The organism is Castellaniella sp. (genome assembly GCF_049671645.1).
Lineage (GTDB): Bacteria > Pseudomonadota > Gammaproteobacteria > Burkholderiales > Burkholderiaceae_B > Castellaniella.
Map to the genome: position 1 here is coordinate 21,381 of NZ_JBATVG010000015.1, position 21,327 is coordinate 42,707.

The following is a 21,327-nucleotide window of genomic DNA, read 5'->3' on the forward strand; positions in this document are numbered from 1 at the left end:
TGGGGGGAGATCTTGCCGTGCTGCTTGTGCCTGGGTCGCGGGGGCGATGAGAAGGTGTTTTCAGTGGGGCTGTTCAGCGAAAGGGCTCAGCGGTTCAGGATGTTGGGCTTGGGGTTGAGGCTCCCGCTGGGCTTGGGATGCCTGTGGTTGCAGGCTGGAGGAGGGCCGTTGGGAGCAGTCTTAAGCTGCGGCATCCCTCCACCTCGCGGCCTGCAGGCCGCTCGGATTCGGCAGGCGCGAATCGGTCCGCAGGGATATTTCTTCTGGGGCCTGTCTTGGAGGACGGCATCCCTCCACCTCGCGGCCTGCAGGCCGCTCGGATGATTCCGGCAAAAAAAGGTCCGCAGGGACCTTTTTTAGTCCGGAATCATCCCTTCGCCCGGACGATTTTCTGGACTTGGGGGACGTGCCGGATGGCGCGGATGACCTGGGCCAGGTGTTTGCGGCTGTCCACCTGGACGGTCAGATGCAGCAGCGCGGTGGCGGCGGCCTCGTCGGGCATGGTCAACTGCGTGATGTTGGAGTCGGCTTCCGTGACCTCGGCCGCCAGGCGGCCCAGCACGCCGCGTTCGTTCAGGACGGTGATGTCCAGGCGGGTGCTCAGGTGGCGGGCCGTGGTGGCGTCCCAGACGACCGGGATCCAGCGTTCGGGTTCTTTGGCCTGCTGGCGTTGAGCGACAGGACAGTCCGTCATATGCACGACCAGGCCGTGGCCCAGGCGGATGCCGCCGATGATGGCGTCGCCCGGCAGGGGGCCGCAGCACGGCGCCAACTGCACCGCCTGGCCCTCGTTGCCGTGGATCACGATGGGAGCGCCGCTGACCGCGTTGAATTCGTCCACCGCCATGGCCGTGGTTTCCAGCATGGCGTTTTCGGGAGCGAATCGGCGCGCCACGACGGCTGCCAGGCGTTTGCCCAGGCCGATGTCGGCCAGGATCTCGATGCGCGACGCGCCGCCGGAGCCTTTGGCCAGGCGTTCCCATTGGGGATCGTCGTCTTTGGGGTAGGCGATGCCCAATTGATCGAAAGCCTGGTTCAGCAGGCGGCGGCCGAAGGCGATGGATTCCTCGTAGCGCTCGGTGCGCAGATAATGCCGGATTTCCGAGCGGGCGCGCCCGGTACGCACGTAGTTCAACCACTGGGCGCTGGGCCGCGAGGCGGCGGAGGTCATGATTTCGACGGCGTCGCCGCTATGCAGTTCCGTGCGCAGCGGCGCGAAGTCGCTGTTGATCTTGCAGGCGACCGCATGGTTGCCGACGTCGGTGTGGATGGCGTAGGCGAAGTCCACCGGCGTGGCGCCGCGCGGCAGAGACAGGATCTTGCCTTGAGGCGTGAAGACATACACCGCATCCGGGAAGAGATCGACCTTGACGTGTTCCAGGAATTCACCGGAATCGCCCGTCTGGCTCTGGATGTCCAGCAGGGACTGCAGCCATTGGTGGGTGCGCTTCTGCAGATCGTTCAGCGATGTGCCCTGTTCCTTGTAGAGCCAGTGGGACGCCACGCCTTCTTCGGCGACGTGATCCATGTCGCGGGTGCGGAACTGGAATTCCACCGGGGTGCCGTAGGGGCCGATCAGGGTCGTGTGCAGGGACTGGTAGCCATTGATCTTGGGGATGGCGATGTAGTCCTTGAATTTGCCGGGGACCGGCCGGTAGAGCTGGTGCAGGGTGCCCAGCGCCAGATAGCATTCCGGCAGGGTATGGACCACGATGCGAAAGCCATAGATGTCGAGCACATCGGAAAACGATTTTTTCTGCTCGACCATCTTTTTGTAGATGCCGTACAGGGATTTTTCGCGTCCGCTGACCTCGGCGTCCAGGCCGGCGGCCGGCAGCGCTGTCCGCACGGCCTCGGCGATTCTCGTGATGACTTCGCGGCGATTGCCGCGGGCGGCCATCATGGCCTTGTACAGAACGTCGTAGCGGTTCGGGTACATGGCCTTGAAACAGCGGTCCTGCAACTCGCGAAACAGGGCGTTGAGCCCCAGCCGATGGGCGATGGGGGTGTAGATGTCCAGCGTTTCGCGGGCCACCCGGCGGCGTTTTTCGGGCACGACGGCATCCAGCGTGCGCATATTGTGCAGCCGGTCGGCCAGCTTGATCAGGATGACGCGCACGTCGCGCGCCATGGCCAGCAGCATCTTGCGAAAGGATTCCGCCTGTTGTTCGGCCTTGGTCGCGTATTCCAGGCGTTCCAGTTTGGTCAGGCCGTCGACGATGTCGGCGACATCGGCGCCGAATTTTTCAGCCAGTTCCTGTTTGGCGACGCCCTGGTCTTCGATGACGTCGTGCAGCAGCGCCGCCATCAGCGAATCGGCGTCGAGCTTCCAGCCTGCGCAGATTTCCGTGACGGCGATGGGGTGGGAAATATAGGGTTCGCCGCTTTCGCGGAATTGCCCCAGATGGGCGCTGTCCGCGAAGCGGTAGGCTTCGCGCACGCGTTCGATGTCGCGTGGCGGCAGGTAGCCGGCGATGATCTGCTGCAGGCCCGCCAGCGAAGCGATGGGACTGGGCGCGGCGGCGGGGAGCGATGCGGGCGCGTTATGAGGTTTTCGCCGACGCAGTCTGGGGCCTTTGCGGAGAACCGCCAATAACCCCGATGATGCGCCGCGAATACCGGAAAACGCCATGAGCCGGCCCTATCGAATCAGGTGGGGACCTTGCGCAGCATTTCAGTGCCGACCTGGCTCTGGGCGATTTCGCGCAATGCGGTCACGGTGGGTTTGTTGTGGCTCTGGATGCGCGATTCGTGACCCTGGGCCAATTCGCGGGCGCGGTAAGTGGCCGCCAGAGTCAGATCAAAGCGGTTGGGGATCTGCTGGAGGCAGTCTTCGACGGTGATGCGGGCCATAAATTTCCTGATCAGCTAGCGTTGACGAGAGGTTTGCGGATGCCGAGCTGCATGAATAGATCGGCATGGCGGATGGATTGCGCGGCATAACGCAGGCGGGCGGCGAACACGACGGCCTGCAATTGCTGTAACGCAATGCTAAAGTCTTGATTAATAATAACATATTCGCAGTCTGACGCATGAGCCATTTCACCGCCGGCCGCCAACAGGCGACGGGCGATGACCTGGGGAGCGTCCTGGCCGCGTTTGTTCAATCGGGTTTCCAGCGCTTCGATCGAAGGCGGCAGGATGAAGATGCCGATGGCCTGAGGATAATGCTGGCGCACCTGACGCGCGCCCTGCCAGTCGATTTCCAGGATGATGTCGGTGCCGCTGGCGATGGCCTGGGCCACGCGGTCGCGCGGCGTGCCGTAGAAATGGCCGTGGACTTCCGCCCATTCCAGCATGTCGCCCCGGTCGCGCAGGGCCTGGAAGGTATCCACCGACACGAAACGGTAGTGTTCCTGGTCGCGCTCGCCGGGTCTGGGGTCGCGGGTCGTGCAGGAAATCGACAGGGCCAGGGTGGCATCCTGGGCCAGCAATGCATTGACCAGGCTGGATTTCCCGGCGCCGCTGGGAGCGACCACCATGAAAATATTGCCGGCGTGCGGGGTCTGGGCGTCGGTTGTCATTGCTGCGTCCCGTCGACGGCCGTGTCCGGGCCGGGCGCCTGGCCCAGTTCGGCCAGTGCGTCGGCGTAGGCCTGCGGGCCGGTGCACAGGAATACGATGGCGTCACCCGGATTCAGGTTGAACAGCACATCCTGGATCTGTTCGGAGGCATCGTCGCCATCGTGGATGGCCGCTACGTGCACGTCGCCGTCACCCTGGAACTGTTCCGCAGGCACCAGACCCGCGACCTGTTCCACGTCCGCCGGGCGCTGCGCGACATAGACCCGGAAAGGCAGGTCTTCCAGGGTGATGTCCAGGACCAGCCCCTGGTCCAGGCGGGTGATCAATTGACTGTCAAGCGGCATGGGAGCGAAATCTGTAGTGGGTACTCACGGCAAATATTATAGACGGTCGGCTGGCGCGAACTCGGCCACCACAGGCGCATGGTCCGATGGCTTTTCCCAGCCTCTGGGGACCTTGTCCACCTGGCAGCCCAGGCAGCGCGCGGCCAGTTCCGGCGTGGCCAGGATATGGTCGATGCGCACCCCCGCGTTGCGCCGGAAGGACATCATGCGGTAGTCCCACCAACTGAAGATCTTGGGTGGCTGCTCGAACAGGCGGAAGGTATCCCGCAGGCCCAGGTCCAGCAGGCCCTGGAAGGCCTGTCGCTCGGGCTCGGACACCAGGATGCCGCCCGCCCAGGCCGCCGGGTCGTGCACGTCGGCGTCCGCAGGGGCCACGTTGTAGTCCCCCAGGACCGCCAGATCGGGGTGGGCGGTCATTTCCTGGTCCAGCCAGCGGTTCAGCGCGCCGAACCAGTCCAGCTTGTAGACGTACTTGTCGCTGTCCACGGCCTGTCCGTTGGGGCAGTAGGCGCTGATGACGCGCACCGGCCGGCCCTGGGCGTCTGGTAGCGTGGCGGCGATGATGCGCTGCTGCGGGTCTTCGTACCCGGGTATGTTGCGCTGCACGTCCAGCGGCGGGGATTTGCTGATGATGGCCACGCCGTTATAGGTCTTTTGCCCTGCCCAGCAGGCGTGGTAGCCGATGGCTTCCAGCGCGGCGTGCGGGAATTTTTCATCGGGCAGTTTCAGTTCCTGCAGGCACAGGGCGTCGACGGGGTTGGCCTGCAGCCATTCCAGGACGTGGCCCAGGCGGACGTTGAGGGAATTGACGTTCCAGGTGGCAAGTTTCATGGTCGGTGCGATTTCTATCGGGATGTGGCTTTGTAGGACTTTACCAGGGTGGGCGGTATCTCCGGGCAGCGATCCCGGGAAGGTCGTCCGGCTGTGGTGCGATCGCGCGTAATCCCTGCCAAGAGACGGGATGGTGAAAAATCAGCCAATCGGCGCAGAGCCGCATCGATGCTGGGTGTGGAGAGGAAGGACGGCGGGACTGCACAGATTTATCCACAGGATCTGTGGATGTCCCTGGATGCCGCGCAACGAGCGCCGGAGCGTGGCGGCCGCCTGGATGAGGCAAGCGCAGTCGCGTTGGAGCCTCCCGGCGACTTGGGATCAACGCGGCGGACACTCGGCCGAACATCGATCGCGCAGGCCTGGATCCCGTGTGACGGGCAGGGTAGGTGTCATTTTTCGCACATATTTTTCTCAAAAATGAGACATCCATACTGGAAAAATGGTTTTTCCGAGTTGATTGGCGGTGGAGGCAATGACACACTGAAACCATCGAAAATTAATTGAACCTTAAAAGAGAGGGAATGGTGGAAAAGCAAATTCATTTTCTGGAATACGGAAAATTGCCTTCAATCAGTCGTGGAATCGGTATTTTCAATCACCCCGTCGCGACTGCGAAGCAAGGAGCAACCAGAATCCATTCCGGAATTACCGAGCTTCCGGTTGGCGCGGCGGTCCCCAATCACAGCCATCCGAATGCTGAAGAGCAGGTTACCGTATTGAAGGGAAAAGTAAGAATCAAGATTGGCGATCAGCAGCGCGACTGCAGTCCCTATGATTCGACCTTCATTTCGGGGGACGTGCCGCATGAATTCTCTAATGTGGGCGATGAGCCGGCTGTGGTGATGGTCATTTATGGTGTCTTGAATGACAAGAGCGTGAAGAGGACTTTCACGGAAACCGGCAGCACGGTCGATATAGGCTCCGATGCCGATCGATTCCCGGCCAGCCCGGGGGCTTGAACGGGCGGATATCTCTTCAATAACACGGAAGGATTGGCGCATGTCTACAAGGAAAACTGATCCGGGCGGCTTGTATTGCTATCTTGCGACTCCGTTTGATAAATCGGGCAATGTCGATCTGGCGGTTCTGAAGGACTATGTCCAGCAGATCGTTGAGCACGGGGTGGCGGGAGTGACCTGTCTGGCCAGCACTTGCGAAGGTCCTTACATGACGGAACTCGAGCGGAAAAATGTGCTCGAGGCAGTCAGCCGTGTGGCCTCTGGAAAGCTTGCCGTCAACGTCGGCATTGGAGGGGTGTCCACACGACAGGCCGTGGAGGCGGCAAAACAGGCCAAGGATCTGGGCGCGACAAGCTTGATGCTGGAAATGCAGCAATATTTTCCTGTTTCATTCAACGCCGCGGTGAAGCATTACCAGACTGTCGCAGAGGCCTGTGATGTCCCGATCAGGCTCTATAACCTGACGCTGTCCACGCGGTTTGACTTCACGCCCGACCGGATTCTCGCAATGTCGTCCATCGGGCAAATTATTTCCATAAAGGATGCCTCGGGGGATGTGACCCGTTTGCGGGATATACGGATGCTGTGCGGCGACCGATTTACCCTGTATTGCGGTTTCCATTACCAGGCGCTGGAGGGATTCCGTTTCGGCGCCCAGGGCTGGGAAGTCATGATGCATCCTTCGATCGCCGCGCCCCTGGTGGATTTATACAGGTCGCTGGTCGATGACCCCTGGAGCGAACAGTCCTCGAGCCTGTATCGTGCGCTTCAGCCGCTGTTCCATTTTTTCAAGCAATATGGGGTTCCTCAGTCCATCAAGGAGATTTCAAACCGCACCAGCCTGAAGTTCGGCAGTGTCAGGGAGCCTCTGGAACCATTGCCGGATATCGCAAAGCGCCGCCTCCACAGGATGATGGATGAGCTGGCGGATCGGTCGATAGTGTCAGCCTGATGCGGCGCGCGAAGGTTGCTGGGTGGATAAGATGAGAACTGATACTTCAGGCTTGTTTTCAGACGATAGCCGCTCTTCCGTGCTGAATGGATTTCTGATACTTGAGGCGATCGCTGCTTCGGACAAACCCGTGTCGATCAAGCAACTGGAGGAGCTGACGGCCGTTCCCAGATCGACGCTTTATCGTGTCGTGAAGACCCTGGTGCGATCCAAGATATTGCTGCTTGAACCGGGCGGCAAGAGCTATTCGGCGGGCGAGCGTTTGATCGCGTTGGCCAGGGGGATTGATTCACACAGCATCCTGCACGACGAACGTCATGCGATCCTGAAGTTGCTTGTCGACAAGATCGGGGAAACGTGCAATTTCACAACGGTGGACATGACCGAGGTCGTGTATGTGGATAGGGTAGAGGCGAAATGGCCGCTTGGACTGCGTTTCGAATCCGGATCCAGGGTGCCGATACATTGCACTTCCAGCGGCAAGTTGTTCATGAGCTACATGCCCGCTGACCAGAGGAGGGCGCTATTGAAACGATTGCCGCTGGAACGATATACCGACAAGACGATCATCGACCCTGACGTTCTGGCGAAAGAACTGGTCAGGATCCGAGCGAATGGCTTCTCGACGGATGATGAAGGATATCTCCTGGGCCTGATCTCGGTTGCAGTTCCCGTTTTTGGAAAGAGCAGGAAGATCATAGGGGCTGTGGCGGTCCATGCGCCCAAAGCCAGACTGAGCCTGAAGGACGCTCTGGATCACATCAGTGTGCTGAAAATGGCGGCTGGTGATATTGGCAGTATCTACAGAAGATTCAAATAATAATTATTATCCCGTATTTTAAATACATTGGAGACATGAAAATGACTGTTAATACGACAGGCCGTCGGGCTTTTTTGCGCCGCAGCGTGTGGCTTGCAGGGGCTGCGTCCCTGGGTGTGGCGAAATTCGGCGGGGCGGCCGCCGCGTCGAAACACAGAATGCTCTTTGCTCATACTTTCAGTGAGGCAAATGAAAAATATGTGGTCACCGGAATAGGCCTGTTCAAGGAGCTTGCGGAAAAATACAGCAATGGGGCTCTCGTGGTCGATGTGCACGAAGGGGGCAAGCTGGGAGGGCAGACGGAGCTTCCCCAAAAGGTTCAATACGGGGCTATCCAGGCATGTCAGGTTTCCATGCAGAATTTCACGCCCTATGCGGAGGTGTACAACATCCTGGACCTTCCGTATCTGTTCCCTTCCAACGAGGTCTTCAATAAATTCCTTTCCAGCAAGGAGTTCGCCCAATCCGATCTTGAGTCCGCGCCCCGGAAAAAAGGTTTGAAAATACTGTCCGGAATGTGGGCGAACACAGGTTATCGGATCCTATGCACCAGCAAGAAGGTGGATCGGATGGTCCGCTCCGTCAACGATCTGAAAGGCATCAAGCTCCGGGTGACCAACTCGAAGATCGAACAGCAGGCTTTCAGCCTGACTCCCGCCAGTCCGGTCTCCGTCAACTGGGCCGAGACCTATCAGGCGATGCAGCTGGGGGCGGTCGATGCATTGAACGTCGGCCTGGGGCCGCTGACTGCGAATCGGATTCAGGAAGTCCTGGCCAATGCCACCCGCGCAAACATCAGCTTCAATGCGCATGTGGCTATGGTTTCGAATAAATGGTATGAAAAACTTCCTGATGACGTCCGGCAGGCCATCGATAGAGCCGCGGCGGAAAGCTGGGAACATCAGCAGCGTGAACAGGCGCTGGCCGATGAAAGAATGTGGGCGGAATGGGCCGGCGCCGGCATCCAGGTTACGAATTTGACGGATGCCGAACATCGGCAGTGGGTGGACGCGATCGGGCACCAAAGACCCGAATGGGATCGTTGGAAAGAGCGGTATGGGGCTGATCTGTACGAGCGGATCGTCGCTTATGCAAAGTAAATCCCTGCGGGTTTGAATCAAGAAAACTTTTCAACGATGTCGTGATGCTTCCGGGCTATGAGGCGGACGATAAAAGGAGAGGGCATGTCAAGTCGAATCTGGAAGACTGTTGATGCTCGATTGGAAGAGTGGTTGATCGTGGCGTGCTATGGATACCTGGTTTTGATCATCCTGGTCGAAATTGCACGCCGGTACATATTCGGTAATTCCAGCGAGTGGGGGGAGATGACCGCCAGATACGCTTTTGTCTTTCTGGTGTATGTGTCCACGGCATATATATCAAAGCATCGAAATCACATCCGCATAGACTTGCTGCCTGTTTCGCTTTCGAACAGAGGCAGGCTCTGGCTGTATCTGTACTTCGATCTCTTGAATCTGGTATTGGTCGCGTTGACCGTGTACTACTCCGCCGAGGTGATGCGGCTCCAGGTGGAAAACGACACCTTGATGACAGGGTTGGACTTGAACATGGCATTCGCTCAGGCTGCGTTGCCCATAGGATTCCTGCTGTTGGGATACCGGGTCATACAACGATCGCTGCTGATGGTCAGGCAGTACAAAGAGACCGGCCTTGTGGCCGTGGACGGAGGGGCTCAAAGTGTTTAGCGATACCGCGATCGTGTCTATTATCGCCGTCCTGATGATGGTTCATCTGCTCATCGGCGCCCCCCTGTTTCTGATCCTGGGCTTGGGATCGCTTGCCATGGTCGTCGGGGTCGGCGTCTATTCCATCGATATCATCGGTCAGGTCCCGTTCACGGCCATCGACAATTGGGCCTTGCTTGCCATGCCTTTGTTCATCCTGACCGGGGACATCATTTCCAGCGGCCGGGTCGCCAGGGCGCTGACGGATCTCGGCGAGGCCCTGTTGGGCTGGATGTACGGCGGGTTGGGCATGTCCACCATCGGCGGCTGCTTCTTCTTTGCGGGAACCAGCGGCTCGAATTCCGCCGATACGGCCGCCATCGGGAAGATCATGATTCCTTCCCTGGTCGAAAAGGGATATGAAAAGCCCTATGCGGCGGCCTTGGCGGCAGCGGGCGGGTGTTTGGGCATCATTGTCCCGCCCAGCCTGATCTTCATCATCTACGGCGTCGTGACTTCCACCTCGGTGGGCGACTTGTTCCTGGCGGGCATATTCCCGGGAATCTTGATGGCTGTGTGCCTGTGCGTGGCCAATTATGTGACCTGCCGCTATACGAGATGGGGCGCGAACGGCAGGACGCAATTTTCGGGCCGGAGGCTGGCCAAAAGCGCCTGGGCGGCGCGGTACGGGCTGCTGGCGCCGGCCATCATCCTGAGCGGCATCTATTCCGGCGTCTTCACCCCGACGGAATCCGCCGCCGTGGCGGTTGCCTATTGCCTAGTCGTCGAACTGTTCATCACGCGCGCGGTGCGGTGGCATGACGTTCCGAAACTGCTGTTTCGCAGCGGCATCATTACGGGTCTGATCGGGCCGATCATTGCCTTTTCGATCCTGTTCGGCGAAGTCATGTCCGTGCTGCGCGTGCCCGATGCGATTGCCGAGTTCATGATCTCCGCGGATATGGGGTTCGTGGGCACCATGCTTTCGATCATGCTTCTTTTGCTTGTGTTCGGATGCTTCATGGAGACAATGGCATCGATCATCATTTTGATGCCCATTCTTTTGCCGATCGCACATTCCTTGGGCGTGGACATGGTCCATTTCGGCGTTTTCGTGGTCTGCGCGCTCACGATCGGTTATATCACCCCCCCGATAGGAATCAACCTGTTCGCCGCTTCCGCGGTCAGCGGGGTGCCCTATCTGAAAATCGGGGGAAGGATCTGGCTTCTGTGCCTGGCATTGGTGATCGCGGTGACGTTCATCGCGTTCGTGCCGGGCCTCTCGCTGTGGTTCCGCTAGCCGATCGGTCGTGCGGTCACCCGTGAGGATGTCTCTCACGGGTGACGCCGTATTACACAGCCGCTTCGGCCCGGCGCTGCAGCACGCCGATGGGTGGCGCCCAGCGGGCGTCGGGCGGCTTCTTGCTGGTCACCAGCGTGATGTCGGCCGGTTCGAAGACTTCCACGTTGTGGGTGATCGGGGTCGTCAGCACGTACTGGGCGCGGGTGGATTTCAGGAAGTGGCCCACCAGTTGGATGTTGCGCACATCCAGGTGAGCGAACGGTTCGTCGATGAAGACGAAACCGCCCGACATTTCATCGTCCTTCAGTAGCCCCACCAGCAGGATCAGGGATTTGATCACCTGCTGGCCGCCGGATGCTTCGCCGTCGTTCAGGCCGATGCGGCCCTTGCCGTCGAAATTGAAGCTGACCTTCAGTTCGGCCTGGCGCAGCACGGTGTCGTCGTTATCCAGGTGCGGCATGTCGGCGCTGACCTCGACGCCGGCCAATGTGCCCAGGTCCGTGATGTTGCGCCGGTAGCGGCGCACGGTGGTGCGCAGCACATCGATATAGCGTTCGCGGGCATTGTTCACCGCCGTGGTGGCCGCTGCATTGCGTGCTTTGCAGGTGGCCAGCCGGGATTCCTGGTCGCCGACGGTGGCGTGCATCAGGATCTGCTTGTCCTCCACGGTGCCATCGGTTTCCCATTGGCCTTCCTGCAGTTCCTGGTCGATGGCCTCGCTGCGCAGCTTGGCCAATCCGGCATATTGATAGTGTTCCAGCAGGGTCTTGATCTTGTCCGGCGTGATCCAGTGCGTGGGGAACCCCTGTTTTTGCCGGCGGGACGCGGCGGCCCGGTCGCGCTGGTCCTGATGGCGGGCCTGCCAGTCGCGTTCGGCGCGCTCGGCGTCGCGCTCACCATCGGTGAGACGTGCCTGCAGCGCCTCGTAGCGGCTACCGGTCTTGGTCTGCGCGATGATGGCCTGCTTGAGTTCGGCTTCCAGCGTTGTCCAGTGCTCGCTGGCTGTCTGGCGCGCCTGTTTCAGGGCAGGCCACTGCTGGCGGGCCCGTTCAAAGGTTTCGCTGCGTTCCGCGAGTTCCTGGGCGGCCTGATGCCCCTGGCCCGCCAGCCGGGCGGCATCCAGCTGTCGGCGCAGTGTCTGTTCCTGATGGGCCAGCTCCGTCAGTTGTTGGTCCCATTGCGCCAGTTGCCGTTGAATGGCATCCGAGCGGGCTGTCAGGGCGGCGGCGCCGAACTGATGCTGCGCCGGGTCGACCCAGACGCTGCGCCCGCCCCGGCGGTCGCGCCAGTAGGCTTCGGGCGTGATCCATTCGCCGCTGATCCGCGCGCCTTCCCGGGTGCTGGAGACGCGCTGGATCTGTGCCAGTTGCTGCAGCAGCCATACCGGAGCCGTTTCGGAAAATTGCAGGACGGCCAGCAGGCTGTCCGGCGCGGGGAGCGCGGGGGCGGTCGCCGATTCGGCCACCAGATAATGCCGGTAGCGCTCCTTTTCCGCCAATGCCATGGCCCGGGCTTCGTCGCCGGCGGCTTTCAGGACCACCACCCAGCGGGCCGACCGCAGCACGCCTTCAGCGGCGGCTCGCCACTGCGGGTCGGTGATGTCGATCACGTCGGCCATCAGGTGGTGCTCGATGCCTTGCTGGCGCAACAGGCGCTGGAAACGCTGCACGTCGGGCGGCGTGGGTGATTGACGCTGGCCCTGCAGGCTGTCCAGAGCGGACTGCAACTGGTTGCGTTGCGTGCTGGCGGCGTGCCAGCGGCCGCTCAGTTCGCTCTTTTGCTGTTCCAGTTCGCGCACGCGTTCAGCCAATTGGGCGCTGTCGCCTTCGATGGCGGCCAGTTTCTGCAGTTCTTCGGCTTGCCTGACCAGATCTTCGACGGGGCGCTCAGCCTCCCGGGCCTGTTGCTGGGCCAGCAGGGCCTGGTCTTTGTCCTGTTCCAATTGGCGCACGCGTTCGTCCAGCGCCCGGCGCTCGTCCAGCAATTGCAGTTGGCGTTGACGGTCCTGGGTGCGCTGCCGCCGTTGGCCGGCCTGATGCAGGCGTTGACGGTGCAGGTCAGCCAGTCGGGTGGCGATGTCGCGGCGGGTTTCGTGCCAATCGAGCACCGGGATCACTTCGGTGGCCAGGATTTCCCGTTCGCGCAGTTTGGCCTGGTGCTGGCGGTACAAGTTGACGCGGGCTTCCAGTTCCGCCAGTTGAGCGCGTCCGTGGGACAGTTCGCGGTCGGCCAGCTCCACTTCCGCTTCCTGGTCGCGCAGATGGCGGCGGGCCTCTTCGTAGCGGTCCAGCACTTCCTGGTCGCCGAACACGTCGAAAACCAGGCGCAGCAGCTCTTTGGGGGAATATTCGCAGAGCCGGTCAGTCTGCCCTTGTTCCAGGGCCAGCACGCGGGCGATGGCCCGCGACAGCCCGGCGCCTTCCAGACGCCTGCGCCAATGCTCGATGCCCAGCCAGTCCTTGTCGGGCGCCTGGATCAGGGTTTCGATGGGCACGTCGCCGTCGGCCATCAGGTAGCGGCGTTGCCAATCGCCGCCGTTGCGGTCGATGCGGCAGGCCAGCGTCACCTGGTCGGCGTACAGCAGGTTGCGGGCAAAGGGCCGGCTGGATGTCTGGCGGGTGTGCGGGCGGTTGTCGACCACGGCGCGCAGCCAGGTCGTGTCGGCATTGGCATGCCGCGCGTAGGTCTTGTAGTTGCGTCCGCCCGAACAATCCAGCCCCAGCAGGGTGCGCATGGCGTCCAGCAGCGTGGTCTTGCCCGATCCGTTGGGGCCCGCCACGGTGATGATGGAGCCGTCCAGGGGCAGGGTGAGGCGCTGGCAGTAGTCCCACTGCAGCAGTTCCAGGGATTGCAGGTGGAACATCAGAGAGCATCCTTTGATTCGTCGGCCTGTTGCCGGGTGCGGGCCAGCACGTCGCCCAGAGCGCCTTCCAGGATGCGCGGCGCCAACGCGTCGTAATCCAGCAGCAGGTCCAGCAGCGGCCCTTCCGCGATGTCGTCTCCATGGCGCGTGATGAAGCCGCGGTTCTCCAGGCGTTTCAGATTGCCGTCCATGCGGGTCTTGCGCCCCAGTTGCGGACCGAAGTCAGCCAGTAGCGCCTTGTAGGACACCGAGGGGCTGACGCTGGCGGCGCTGGGCAGGGGGCGCTCGGCGGCGAACATGTCGGTCTGGGTATCGGCATCGGCCGTGGCGGCCCGCGCCGCCTGGCGTTCGCGTTTGGGCAGCACGATCAGCGACCACAGCAGCACCAGCAGCGAGACGGCGTCGCGCGGCAGACGCGCATTGTTGTTGGCGTTCAGGCCGGTTTCACCGAAGACGGCAGCCTCCGCGCCGCGCAGCAGGGCCACCGCGACATGATCCGCGTGGATGTTGTCCACCAGGCGCAAGCCCACTTGGGCCAGCCGGTCTTGCACGGCCTGCCAGACCTCGGCATCGATCAGGGCGCGGCGCACGCGCGGGTGCTGCCGGGGCAGCCAGCGGCGGGCCAGCAATTCCGCGGCCAACAAGGCGGCATCGTCTAAAGCATCATGCATGGGGGTCATCCGGAATATCGGGTTCGAGGCGGCCGGCGCTCAGCGCAGCGACATAGGGATTCTGCACGGCGACGGTCTCGGGCAGCAGGACTGTGCGCCAGGGGGACCGAGCCAGGTCTCCCGTCAGGCCTTGCAGGGTGCGGGCCTGTTCGTCGCCCAGCAGGGGCAGCAGCTGCAGGCGATAGGCGGCCTGGGCGTAGCGTCCGCCGAGCACAACCTGGTCGATGGGACGCGCTGCGGGGGCCTCTCCAGGCGTCGTGGCCGCTGTCCAGCCAGCCAGTTGGTCGATCAGATCCCCCAGTTCCTGCGGCATGCGCAGGGCTTCCAGCGTGCCGGATGCGGCGTGCGCCGCCGGCGGCAGCCCTTGGCTGCGCTGCGGGTCGGGACGATCGCGTTCGAATTCGCCTTCGGCGACGTCGACCAGTTCGTGGCCGCTGATGAAGACCGGTTGCGGGTTGAACGAGAGCGCGTCGCCCAGCAGTTCGTGCAGGGATCCCCGGGATTGCAGCCAGTCTCGCACGTCGGAGCTGGTGATGCCGGTGGTGCCCAGCGTGACGCGTTGACGATCGGCCTGCTGCAGCGCCCGGGTGAACTGGCTGGCCATCGACAAGAGCCGCGCCTGACCGTGGCCCAGGGCCCGGGCCTCGCGTTCCAGGCGCGGATCGTCGTGGTCGCTGCGGATCAGGGCCGTCAGGGCTTCACCCGCCCGTTCCACCAGTTGCAAGGCTCGTTCGAAACGGGGCTGAGCTTCGCGCAGGCGCGCTTCCGATCCGCTGGCGATCACGTCGGCGAATTCGTCGTAGCGCCGCGCCAGTTGCGCGTGCAGGTGCTGAATCTGGCCGGCGTCGGACAGGCCCAGGGCCTGGGCGCCCGCCACCTGGGCCAACAGCGCGGCCATTTCATCGTCCTCATCGGTCGTTCGCGCCAGCGGCGCCAGCAGGCCCTGCAGTTGCTGGGCCAGGGGCGACAGGTGGTAGTCCTGCGCGGTGGCGTCCCAGATCAGCAGGCCCAGATCGCGCAGGCGCTTGAGACTTGCGTCCAGGGCCTCTGGCCGCAAACTGAAGAATGCCTGGTTCAGGTCGTCGCGTTGCAGGCGGCCCCGAGGCAGGGTGGCCAGTTCCAGGAATACCCATAGCCGCAGTTGCGCCATCGCCTGCCCGCCCGACAGCAGGCCGCGCAAGGCGTCCAGCACGGCCAGACGTTGGCCCAGCCGCCATGCCAGCGGTGATTCGGCGGCAAAGGCCGGGTCGCGGAAATAGCTCTCGAATGAGCTGCCATCGGCGTCGTCGGCAAAAGAAACGGCCTCTGGGGCCGGGGCGGAATCCGAGTCGATCATCTGGCGAATCATACTTGATTCGATCCCCGGATCCGTTCGCCTTAAGCCTTAAAATAGACCTCCGATGATCCGGTATGGCCGGTCATGAACGTCAGGGTCTGAGAAGCGAGGGGAATGCCGAATGTGCGGTTTGGTGGGGTTTCTGGAGGGCGTGCGCAGCAGCGGCATGGACGAGGCCTCGGCCCTCCTGGGGCGCATGGCGGCGACCATTGTGTCGCGCGGGCCGGACGACGCCGGTGTCTGGGCTGACGGTGCCGGTATCGGCCTGGCCCATCGGCGTTTGTCGATTCTGGATCTGTCGCCCGCCGGCCATCAGCCCATGGCGAGCGCCGGCGGCCGGTACATGATCGTTTTCAACGGCGAGATCTACAACCACCTGGATATCCGGCGCGAACTGGCCGCCGCCGTAGCGGCCGATGGCCAAGGCTGGCGGGGACATTCCGATACGGAAACGCTGTTGGCGGGTTTCGCCGCCTGGGGCATCCGGGCGACGGTCGAGCGCTGCATCGGCATGTTCGCCTTTGCCGTCTGGGATCGCCAGGAGCAGGTCCTGACCCTGGGGCGGGATCGTCTGGGCGAAAAACCGCTGTACTACGGCTGGCAAGGGCGGGGGGATGCCGCCTGCTTCCTGTTCGGCTCGGAACTCAAGGCTTTGAAGGCGCATCCGCGCTTTTCGGCCGATATCGACCGGGACGCCTTGTGCCTGCTGATGCGGCATAACTACATTCCGGCTCCGCATTCCATCTACCGCGATATTTTCAAGCTTCCGGCCGGCTGCCTGCTGACTGTGTCGCAGCGTCGGCGCGAGCCGCGGATCGAGGCCTACTGGTCGTTGGCGGATGTCGCCGTCGATGGCGTCCGGGCGCCTTTTTCCGGTTCCGCCGAGCAGGCGACCGACGCGCTGGAGGACCTCTTGAAGTCCGCCGTGGGCCAGCAGATGATGGCCGACGTGCCCCTGGGCGCCTTTCTGTCGGGCGGGATCGATTCGTCCACGGTGGTGGCGCTCATGCAGGCGCAATCCAGCCGCCCGGTGAAAACCTTTTCCATCGGTTTTCACGAAGACGGCTACAACGAGGCCGAACACGCGCTGGCCGTAGCCCGCCATCTGGGCACGGACCATACCGAACTGTACGTCACCCCTCAGCAGGCGTTGGATGTCATCCCCCGGCTGCCCGGCCTGTACTGCGAGCCTTTCGCCGATTCATCGCAGATTCCGACCTTTCTGGTGTCGCAACTGGCTCGTCAGCAGGTGACGGTGTCCTTGTCGGGCGATGCCGGAGACGAGCTGTTCGCCGGCTATGGCCGCTACGCGCGCAACAGCCGGCGCTGGGCCCGGGTGGCGCGTGTGCCCTATGGGGTCCGCAGCATGACGGCCGCCGGCCTGCGCGCCCTATCGCCGGACACCTGGCAGGCGGTGCTGGGGCCTGTGCGTCCCTTGATGCCCCGCTCGTTGCGCAAGGCCCATCTGGGTGAGAAATTGCACCAAGGAGCCGGCACGCTGGCCGCCCGGCGGGTGGACGATCTCTATCTGGAATCGATTTCCCGCTGGAACCCTGCCGATCTGGTGCTGGGCGGGCGAGAGCCGTCGACCTGCCTGCGCGGCCAGCCGCTGGCGCTCGAAGGCCTGGACCCCATGCAGCGACTGATGGCCCTGGATGCCCTCGTGTATTTGCCGGACGACATCCTGGTCAAGGTCGATCGGGCGGCCATGGGCGTGTCCCTGGAAAGCCGGGTGCCCTTCCTGGACCATCGGGTGGTGGAATTCGCCTGGCGTCTTCCGCAGTCGCTGAAAGTGCGTGACGGCGCCGCCAAATGGATTTTGCGCCAAGTGCTGTACCGACATGTCCCCAGGGCCTTGATCGAGCGGCCCAAGATGGGTTTCGGCGTGCCGGTCGACCGTTGGCTGCGCGGCCCGCTGCGGGATTGGGCGGACAGCCTGCTGGACGAATCGCGCCTGCGCCGGGACGGTTTCTTCGATCCGGCCCCCATCCGCCGGAAATGGGCGGAGCACGTGTCCGGACAGCGCAATTGGCAATACCACCTGTGGGGCGTGCTGATGTTCCAGGCGTGGCTGGGGGAATCGTGAGATGAAGCGCTGTTCCGCCGATCGCGGATTCTTCCCAGGGCTGCGGATTCGAGGCTGCGGGGATGGCGACGCTGGACCTGTTTGGCAGCCCCGCTGAAGGCGCCCGCGACTGGCTGGCTCCGCAGGCCGTCGTCCTGCGGGGGCGGGCCTTGTCCTGCGCCGATGAATTGCTGGATGCCGTCGCCGCCGTGATCGCGCAGGCGCCGCTGCGCCAGATGGTGACGCCCGGCGGCTTGACCATCGCGGTGGCCTCGACCAACTGCGGCGTGCTGGGCTGGACTTCCGACCGGCGCGGCTACCGCTACAGCCGGGAGGATCCCGTGACAGGGCGGCGTTGGCCGGCCATGCCTGCGTGCTTCGCGCAACTGGCGCGGCAAGCCGCCGCCGATGCTGGGTTTCCCGGGTTCGAACCGGATGCCTGTCTGGTCAATCAATATCTGCCGGGCACGCGGCTGTCGCTGCACCAGGACAAGAACGAGCGCGATTTCGGCGCTCCCATCGTGTCCGTGTCGCTGGGCATGGCGGCGGTTTTCCTGTTCGGCGGCCATGAGCGCGCCGACCGCGCGTTCAAGGTGAACCTGCATCATGGCGACGTGGCGGTCTGGGGCGGGGCGGATCGCCTGCGGTATCACGGTGTCATGCCCTTGGAAGACGCCCCCTATGCGCAGCTGGGCAGCCGGCGGATCAATCTCACCTTCCGCAAGGCGGGCTGACCCGCGAGCGCGGTACAGTACAGTAAGGCTTTTGCGTTTCAATCAAGGTAAATCCGCATGACTTCTCTGTTTGACGCCTTTGACCTGTCCGGCCTGGAACTTGCCAACCGGATCGTGATGGCTCCCCTGACGCGCAACCGTTCCCCCCGAGCGGTCCCCCCGGCCATGACGGCCCAGTATTACGCCCAGCGGGCGACCGCGGGCCTGATCGTCACTGAAGGCACGGCCATCACCCAGCAGGGGCAGGGGTATGCCGACGTGCCGGGCCTGTATAGCGACGAAGCCCTGGCCGGCTGGCGGTCCGTGACCGATGCGGTGCATGCGCAGGGCGGCAGGATCGTCGTCCAACTGTGGCATGTCGGCCGGGTGTCGCACGTCAGCCTGCAAGCCGGCGGCCAGGCGCCGGTGGCCCCGTCGGCCGTTCAGGCCAATGGCAAGACTTACGTGATCGGAGCTGACGGGCAGGGCGGTTTCGTGCCCACGTCCATGCCCCGGGCCCTGGATGCCGGCGAATTGCCGGGCATTGTGCAGGATTACCGCCGCGCGGCGCGGGCGGCCCTGGATGTCGGGTTTGACGGAGTGGAGATTCACGGCGCGAATGGCTATCTGCTGGATCAGTTCCTGCGTCGTGGCGCCAATCAGCGCGATGATGCCTATGGCGGGCCGATTCCCCATCGCGCGCGCCTGCTGCTGGAAGTCGTCGATGCCGTCGTGGCGGAAACCGGTCCGGGACGCACCGGCATCCGGCTGTCGCCGGTGACCCCGTCCAATGATCTGTCCGATCCGGAACCGCAACCTTTGTTCGAGTATGTGGCGCGGGGCCTGGCTCGGCATGACATGTCCTACATCCATGTCATCGAAGGCGCGACTGGAGGCGAACGGGATTACAGGCAGGGCCAGCAGGCCTTTGATTATGATGCCCTGCGGGCTGCCTACCGGGATGCCGGCGGGCGGGGCGCCTGGATGGTCAATAACGGTTACGACCTGGCTTCGGCGCAGCAGGCGCTGGCATCCGGCCGGGCCGATCTGATTGCGTTCGGGCGGCCCTATATCAGCAACCCCGATCTGGTGCGGCGCCTGCACCAGGGGCTGCCCCTGGCCGATGCGGACCGCGCGACTTTTTATGGCGGGGGCGCCGAAGGCTATGTCGACTACCCGAATGCCCAGGGGGTCGTTCAGCCGGCCTGAGACGCGGATACGACGATCTTGCCCAATTGCGCGTTGGATTCCAGGTGCGCGATCGCCTGGTCCAGCTGCGCAAGCGGATAGATCCGGTCGATGAGGGGCCGGATCCGGCCGCCTGCGATCAGGGGCAGCACGTCCCGGATGACGCCCTGGACGATGTCCTGTCGTTGGGTGGCGTCCAACCCCTTGCTGGACACGCCGAACAGGCGCAGGCGCTGGCTGTGCAGCGCGGCCAGGTCCAGTGGGCCGCTGGTGATGCCGTCCAGGTAGCCCACGGTGGCCAGGCGTCCCTGGAAGGCCAGGGACCGCACGCATTCCGCCAGCACGGACCCGCCCACGATATTGACGATCAGGTCCGTGCCGCGGCCCCCGGTCGCGTTCATGACGGCATCGCGGAAATCCGGATGGCGCGTGGGGATGCCCAGATCCAGTCCTTCCTTTTGCAAGGCGGCCAGCTTGTCCGCCGAGCCCGAGGTGCCGATCACCCGGGCGCCCAGGGCTTTGGCTAGTTGCAGGGCCGCGACCCCCACGCCCGATGAGACCCCTGTGATCAACAGCCATTCCCCGGCCGTCAGGCGGCCCTGGGCGACCAGCATGTCATAGACCACCATGGTGGCGATCGGAACGGCGGCCGCCTGATCCCAGGACAGGGCATCCGGTATCGGCATGGCATCGCGCGCGTCCAGCAGCGCGTGCTCGGCGAATGCGCCCCTGCACCGACCCATGACGCGCTGGCCGACCTGGAACGGAGCGCTGTTCGCGCCTGCCGCCACGACCTCTCCAGCCGCCTCGATGCCCAGGGGGACGGGCGTGTCCGCCCCGGATTGGCGCAGCGCCAGGATTTCCCCCCGATTCAGGCCGGCCGCCTGAACACGCACTAGCAGCTGCCGCGGGCCGGGCAAGGGCAGGGCGGCGTCTTGTCGGGTGATGGCGATCTGTCCGCTCAGGATCTGGGCCTGATACTGATGCATGGTGTCTCCGGAAGGAATGGGTTTGTTGCTGGGCGCGGCGCGGCCTGCGCGGCGTGCGGCGTCGTACGGGCGGCGCGGACGTCGGATCCCGACATGCGGGTCGGCCACGCAGGGGCCGGAGCTTGAAAAATCAGGCGGCGCCCTCGGGCAGGGGGATGAATTCCCGGTCGTCGCCCGCAGGCAGGGTCATACGTTGCTGGCGCCAGTCTTCGCGGGCCTGCTCGAGCCGGTCCTTGGACGAAGACACGAAATTCCAGTAGATGAAGCGTTCACCGATGGGTTCGCCACCCAGCAGCATGACGGTGGATGCCTGTCGCGCCAGAACCGTCACGTCGTGCCCGGCTTCCAGGACGATCATGCGGCCTTCGGGCACGATGTGGCCGTCGAGTTCGATTTCGCCGCATGCGACGTAGACCGCGCGCTCCGGGTATTGAGCGCCGAGTGTGCGCCGGGCTCCGGCCTGCATGTCCCAGTGCAGATAGAACAGCGGGGAATGCGTGGGAACCCGGGATGTGGCGCCGTCGATCGAACCGGCGATCAGCCTGCCGGAGACGCCGTCTTCGTGGATTTCAGGCAGATCCGCCGCGCCCTGATGATGATGAAAGGACGGCGGTGTTTCCTCGTCCTTTTGCGGCAGCGCCACCCAGGCCTGGATGCCGTGCATGGTGGCCCCGTGGGCCCGCGCGTATTCCAGCCGCTCGCTGTGCGTGATGCCGCTGCCGGCGGTCATCCAGTTGACTTCCCCAGGGCGGATTTCCTGCAGCGACCCCACGCTGTCGCGATGCGTGATGGCGCCGCTGTGCAGGTAGGTCACGGTGGACAGGCCGATGTGGGGGTGCGGACGGACGTCGAGTTCGCGGGGCGCGCCCGGCGCGATGTCCAGCGGCCCCATGTGGTCGAAGAAGATGAAGGGGCCGACCATCCGGCGCTTGCGAAACGGCAGCACGCGGCCGACGATGAACCCGCCTCCCAGGTCGTGAGTGCGGCGATCGATGAGCAGCGTGGCATCCATGGCGGTATCCGTAGGCAGATTGACACAAAGGGTTCGACCGGGCCATGCGACATGGCGGGGCGCAGCCGC

19 protein-coding genes are annotated in these 21,327 nt (G+C 63.4%); 9 read left to right on the forward strand and 10 right to left on the reverse strand.

The features are described from left to right. Positions 1 to 367: 367 nt before the first annotated feature. The 5 genes from WBG56_RS06415 to xth are packed head-to-tail and all read right to left on the reverse strand — an operon-like array spanning position 368 to position 4,699. Positions 368 to 2,632, reverse strand: a complete 2,265-nt coding sequence (locus WBG56_RS06415) for a RelA/SpoT family protein (RefSeq protein ID WP_424266415.1) — start codon at positions 2,630 to 2,632, stop codon at positions 368 to 370. 17 nt (positions 2,633 to 2,649) lie between these two features. After that, a complete protein-coding gene (gene rpoZ, locus WBG56_RS06420; RefSeq protein WP_424266417.1) occupies positions 2,650 to 2,853 on the reverse strand; it encodes a DNA-directed RNA polymerase subunit omega in 204 nt (67 codons plus the stop codon). Positions 2,854 to 2,864: 11 nt separating this feature from the next. Further along, on the reverse strand, positions 2,865 to 3,524 hold the full coding sequence (gmk, locus tag WBG56_RS06425) for a guanylate kinase (RefSeq protein WP_424266419.1): 660 nt from the start codon (positions 3,522 to 3,524) through the stop codon (positions 2,865 to 2,867). Further along, complete coding sequence (locus WBG56_RS06430) at positions 3,521 to 3,868, reverse strand: hypothetical protein (RefSeq protein WP_424266421.1); 348 nt, start codon at positions 3,866 to 3,868, stop codon at positions 3,521 to 3,523. Before WBG56_RS06430 ends, gmk begins: the two co-directional genes overlap by 4 nt. Positions 3,869 to 3,904: 36 nt before the next feature. Continuing rightward, on the reverse strand, positions 3,905 to 4,699 hold the full coding sequence (gene xth, locus WBG56_RS06435; protein WP_424266423.1) for an exodeoxyribonuclease III: 795 nt from the start codon (positions 4,697 to 4,699) through the stop codon (positions 3,905 to 3,907). A gap of 524 nt (positions 4,700 to 5,223) precedes the next feature. On the opposite strand from xth, the gene WBG56_RS06440 reads away from it, so the two are divergent. The 6 genes from WBG56_RS06440 to WBG56_RS06465 all read left to right on the forward strand — a co-directional run bounded on the left by WBG56_RS06440 (position 5,224) and on the right by WBG56_RS06465 (position 10,418). Then, on the forward strand, positions 5,224 to 5,661 hold the full coding sequence (locus WBG56_RS06440) for a cupin domain-containing protein (protein ID WP_424266425.1): 438 nt from the start codon (positions 5,224 to 5,226) through the stop codon (positions 5,659 to 5,661). Positions 5,662 to 5,701: 40 nt separating this feature from the next. Continuing rightward, the gene (locus WBG56_RS06445; RefSeq protein ID WP_424266427.1) at positions 5,702 to 6,613 is read left to right on the forward strand and encodes a dihydrodipicolinate synthase family protein; all 912 of its coding nucleotides are present in this window, start codon (positions 5,702 to 5,704) and stop codon (positions 6,611 to 6,613) included. Between the two features lie 31 nt (positions 6,614 to 6,644). After that, positions 6,645 to 7,433: an IclR family transcriptional regulator gene (locus tag WBG56_RS06450; RefSeq protein WP_424266429.1), complete on the forward strand. Its 789-nt coding sequence runs from the start codon at positions 6,645 to 6,647 to the stop codon at positions 7,431 to 7,433. Positions 7,434 to 7,474: 41 nt separating this feature from the next. After that, positions 7,475 to 8,533 carry a TRAP transporter substrate-binding protein gene (locus WBG56_RS06455; protein WP_424266433.1) on the forward strand — a complete coding sequence of 353 codons (1,059 nt, stop codon included), beginning with the start codon at positions 7,475 to 7,477 and terminating at the stop codon, positions 8,531 to 8,533. Positions 8,534 to 8,617: 84 nt separating this feature from the next. Next, positions 8,618 to 9,139 (forward strand): TRAP transporter small permease, encoded by a 522-nt coding sequence (locus WBG56_RS06460; protein WP_424266435.1) that lies wholly within the window; start codon positions 8,618 to 8,620, stop codon positions 9,137 to 9,139. A 13-nt stretch (positions 9,140 to 9,152) separates the two neighbouring features. Continuing rightward, entirely contained in the window at positions 9,153 to 10,418 is a 1,266-nt protein-coding gene (locus WBG56_RS06465) for a TRAP transporter large permease (RefSeq protein WP_424266437.1), read from the forward strand. Positions 10,419 to 10,470: 52 nt separating this feature from the next. On the opposite strand, the gene WBG56_RS06470 is transcribed toward WBG56_RS06465, so the two are convergent. From WBG56_RS06470 to WBG56_RS06480, 3 genes are read right to left on the reverse strand one after another with little or no spacing between them, the layout of a single operon-like run. After that, positions 10,471 to 13,284 (reverse strand): ATP-binding protein, encoded by a 2,814-nt coding sequence (locus WBG56_RS06470; protein WP_424266439.1) that lies wholly within the window; start codon positions 13,282 to 13,284, stop codon positions 10,471 to 10,473. Beyond that, positions 13,284 to 13,955 (reverse strand): hypothetical protein, encoded by a 672-nt coding sequence (locus tag WBG56_RS06475; protein WP_424266441.1) that lies wholly within the window; start codon positions 13,953 to 13,955, stop codon positions 13,284 to 13,286. Before WBG56_RS06475 ends, WBG56_RS06470 begins: the two co-directional genes overlap by 1 nt. Then, positions 13,948 to 15,303 carry a hypothetical protein gene (locus WBG56_RS06480; RefSeq protein WP_424266443.1) on the reverse strand — a complete coding sequence of 452 codons (1,356 nt, stop codon included), beginning with the start codon at positions 15,301 to 15,303 and terminating at the stop codon, positions 13,948 to 13,950. The genes WBG56_RS06475 and WBG56_RS06480 overlap by 8 nt, the downstream gene beginning before the upstream one ends. Positions 15,304 to 15,412: 109 nt before the next feature. Here WBG56_RS06480 and asnB point away from each other — a divergent pair, with 109 nt between their 5' ends. The 3 genes from asnB (at position 15,413) to WBG56_RS06495 (ending at position 19,278) form a co-directional block, all read left to right on the forward strand. Continuing rightward, positions 15,413 to 17,377 (forward strand): asparagine synthase (glutamine-hydrolyzing), encoded by a 1,965-nt coding sequence (gene asnB, locus WBG56_RS06485; RefSeq protein WP_424266445.1) that lies wholly within the window; start codon positions 15,413 to 15,415, stop codon positions 17,375 to 17,377. A gap of 62 nt (positions 17,378 to 17,439) precedes the next feature. Next, positions 17,440 to 18,090 carry a DNA oxidative demethylase AlkB gene (gene alkB, locus WBG56_RS06490; protein ID WP_424266447.1) on the forward strand — a complete coding sequence of 217 codons (651 nt, stop codon included), beginning with the start codon at positions 17,440 to 17,442 and terminating at the stop codon, positions 18,088 to 18,090. A gap of 57 nt (positions 18,091 to 18,147) precedes the next feature. Further along, positions 18,148 to 19,278 carry an alkene reductase gene (locus WBG56_RS06495; RefSeq protein ID WP_424266449.1) on the forward strand — a complete coding sequence of 377 codons (1,131 nt, stop codon included), beginning with the start codon at positions 18,148 to 18,150 and terminating at the stop codon, positions 19,276 to 19,278. On the opposite strand, the gene WBG56_RS06500 is transcribed toward WBG56_RS06495, so the two are convergent. Together WBG56_RS06500 and WBG56_RS06505 are read right to left on the reverse strand one after the other, a co-directional pair. Then, on the reverse strand, positions 19,266 to 20,246 hold the full coding sequence (locus WBG56_RS06500; RefSeq protein WP_424266451.1) for a quinone oxidoreductase family protein: 981 nt from the start codon (positions 20,244 to 20,246) through the stop codon (positions 19,266 to 19,268). The two genes, WBG56_RS06495 and WBG56_RS06500, sit on opposite strands and share 13 nt — an antisense overlap. A gap of 130 nt (positions 20,247 to 20,376) precedes the next feature. Further along, positions 20,377 to 21,258, reverse strand: coding sequence for a pirin family protein (locus tag WBG56_RS06505; RefSeq protein WP_424266453.1), 882 nt, complete (start codon positions 21,256 to 21,258; stop codon positions 20,377 to 20,379). Between the last annotated feature and the right edge of the window lie 69 nt (positions 21,259 to 21,327).

Coding starts and splice junctions, on each gene's coding strand:
- WBG56_RS06415 (WP_424266415.1), bottom strand. CDS start 2,632: ATGGCGTTTTCCGGTATTCGCGGCGCATCATCGGGGTTATTGGCGGTT.
- rpoZ (WP_424266417.1), bottom strand. CDS start 2,853: ATGGCCCGCATCACCGTCGAAGACTGCCTCCAGCAGATCCCCAACCGC.
- gmk (WP_424266419.1), bottom strand. CDS start 3,524: ATGACAACCGACGCCCAGACCCCGCACGCCGGCAATATTTTCATGGTG.
- WBG56_RS06430 (WP_424266421.1), bottom strand. CDS start 3,868: ATGCCGCTTGACAGTCAATTGATCACCCGCCTGGACCAGGGGCTGGTC.
- xth (WP_424266423.1), bottom strand. CDS start 4,699: ATGAAACTTGCCACCTGGAACGTCAATTCCCTCAACGTCCGCCTGGGC.
- WBG56_RS06440 (WP_424266425.1), top strand. CDS start 5,224: ATGGTGGAAAAGCAAATTCATTTTCTGGAATACGGAAAATTGCCTTCA.
- WBG56_RS06445 (WP_424266427.1), top strand. CDS start 5,702: ATGTCTACAAGGAAAACTGATCCGGGCGGCTTGTATTGCTATCTTGCG.
- WBG56_RS06450 (WP_424266429.1), top strand. CDS start 6,645: ATGAGAACTGATACTTCAGGCTTGTTTTCAGACGATAGCCGCTCTTCC.
- WBG56_RS06455 (WP_424266433.1), top strand. CDS start 7,475: ATGACTGTTAATACGACAGGCCGTCGGGCTTTTTTGCGCCGCAGCGTG.
- WBG56_RS06460 (WP_424266435.1), top strand. CDS start 8,618: ATGTCAAGTCGAATCTGGAAGACTGTTGATGCTCGATTGGAAGAGTGG.
- WBG56_RS06470 (WP_424266439.1), bottom strand. CDS start 13,284: ATGTTCCACCTGCAATCCCTGGAACTGCTGCAGTGGGACTACTGCCAG.
- WBG56_RS06475 (WP_424266441.1), bottom strand. CDS start 13,955: ATGCATGATGCTTTAGACGATGCCGCCTTGTTGGCCGCGGAATTGCTG.
- WBG56_RS06480 (WP_424266443.1), bottom strand. CDS start 15,303: ATGATTCGCCAGATGATCGACTCGGATTCCGCCCCGGCCCCAGAGGCC.
- asnB (WP_424266445.1), top strand. CDS start 15,413: ATGTGCGGTTTGGTGGGGTTTCTGGAGGGCGTGCGCAGCAGCGGCATG.
- alkB (WP_424266447.1), top strand. CDS start 17,440: ATGGCGACGCTGGACCTGTTTGGCAGCCCCGCTGAAGGCGCCCGCGAC.
- WBG56_RS06495 (WP_424266449.1), top strand. CDS start 18,148: ATGACTTCTCTGTTTGACGCCTTTGACCTGTCCGGCCTGGAACTTGCC.
- WBG56_RS06500 (WP_424266451.1), bottom strand. CDS start 20,246: ATGCATCAGTATCAGGCCCAGATCCTGAGCGGACAGATCGCCATCACC.
- WBG56_RS06505 (WP_424266453.1), bottom strand. CDS start 21,258: ATGGATGCCACGCTGCTCATCGATCGCCGCACTCACGACCTGGGAGGC.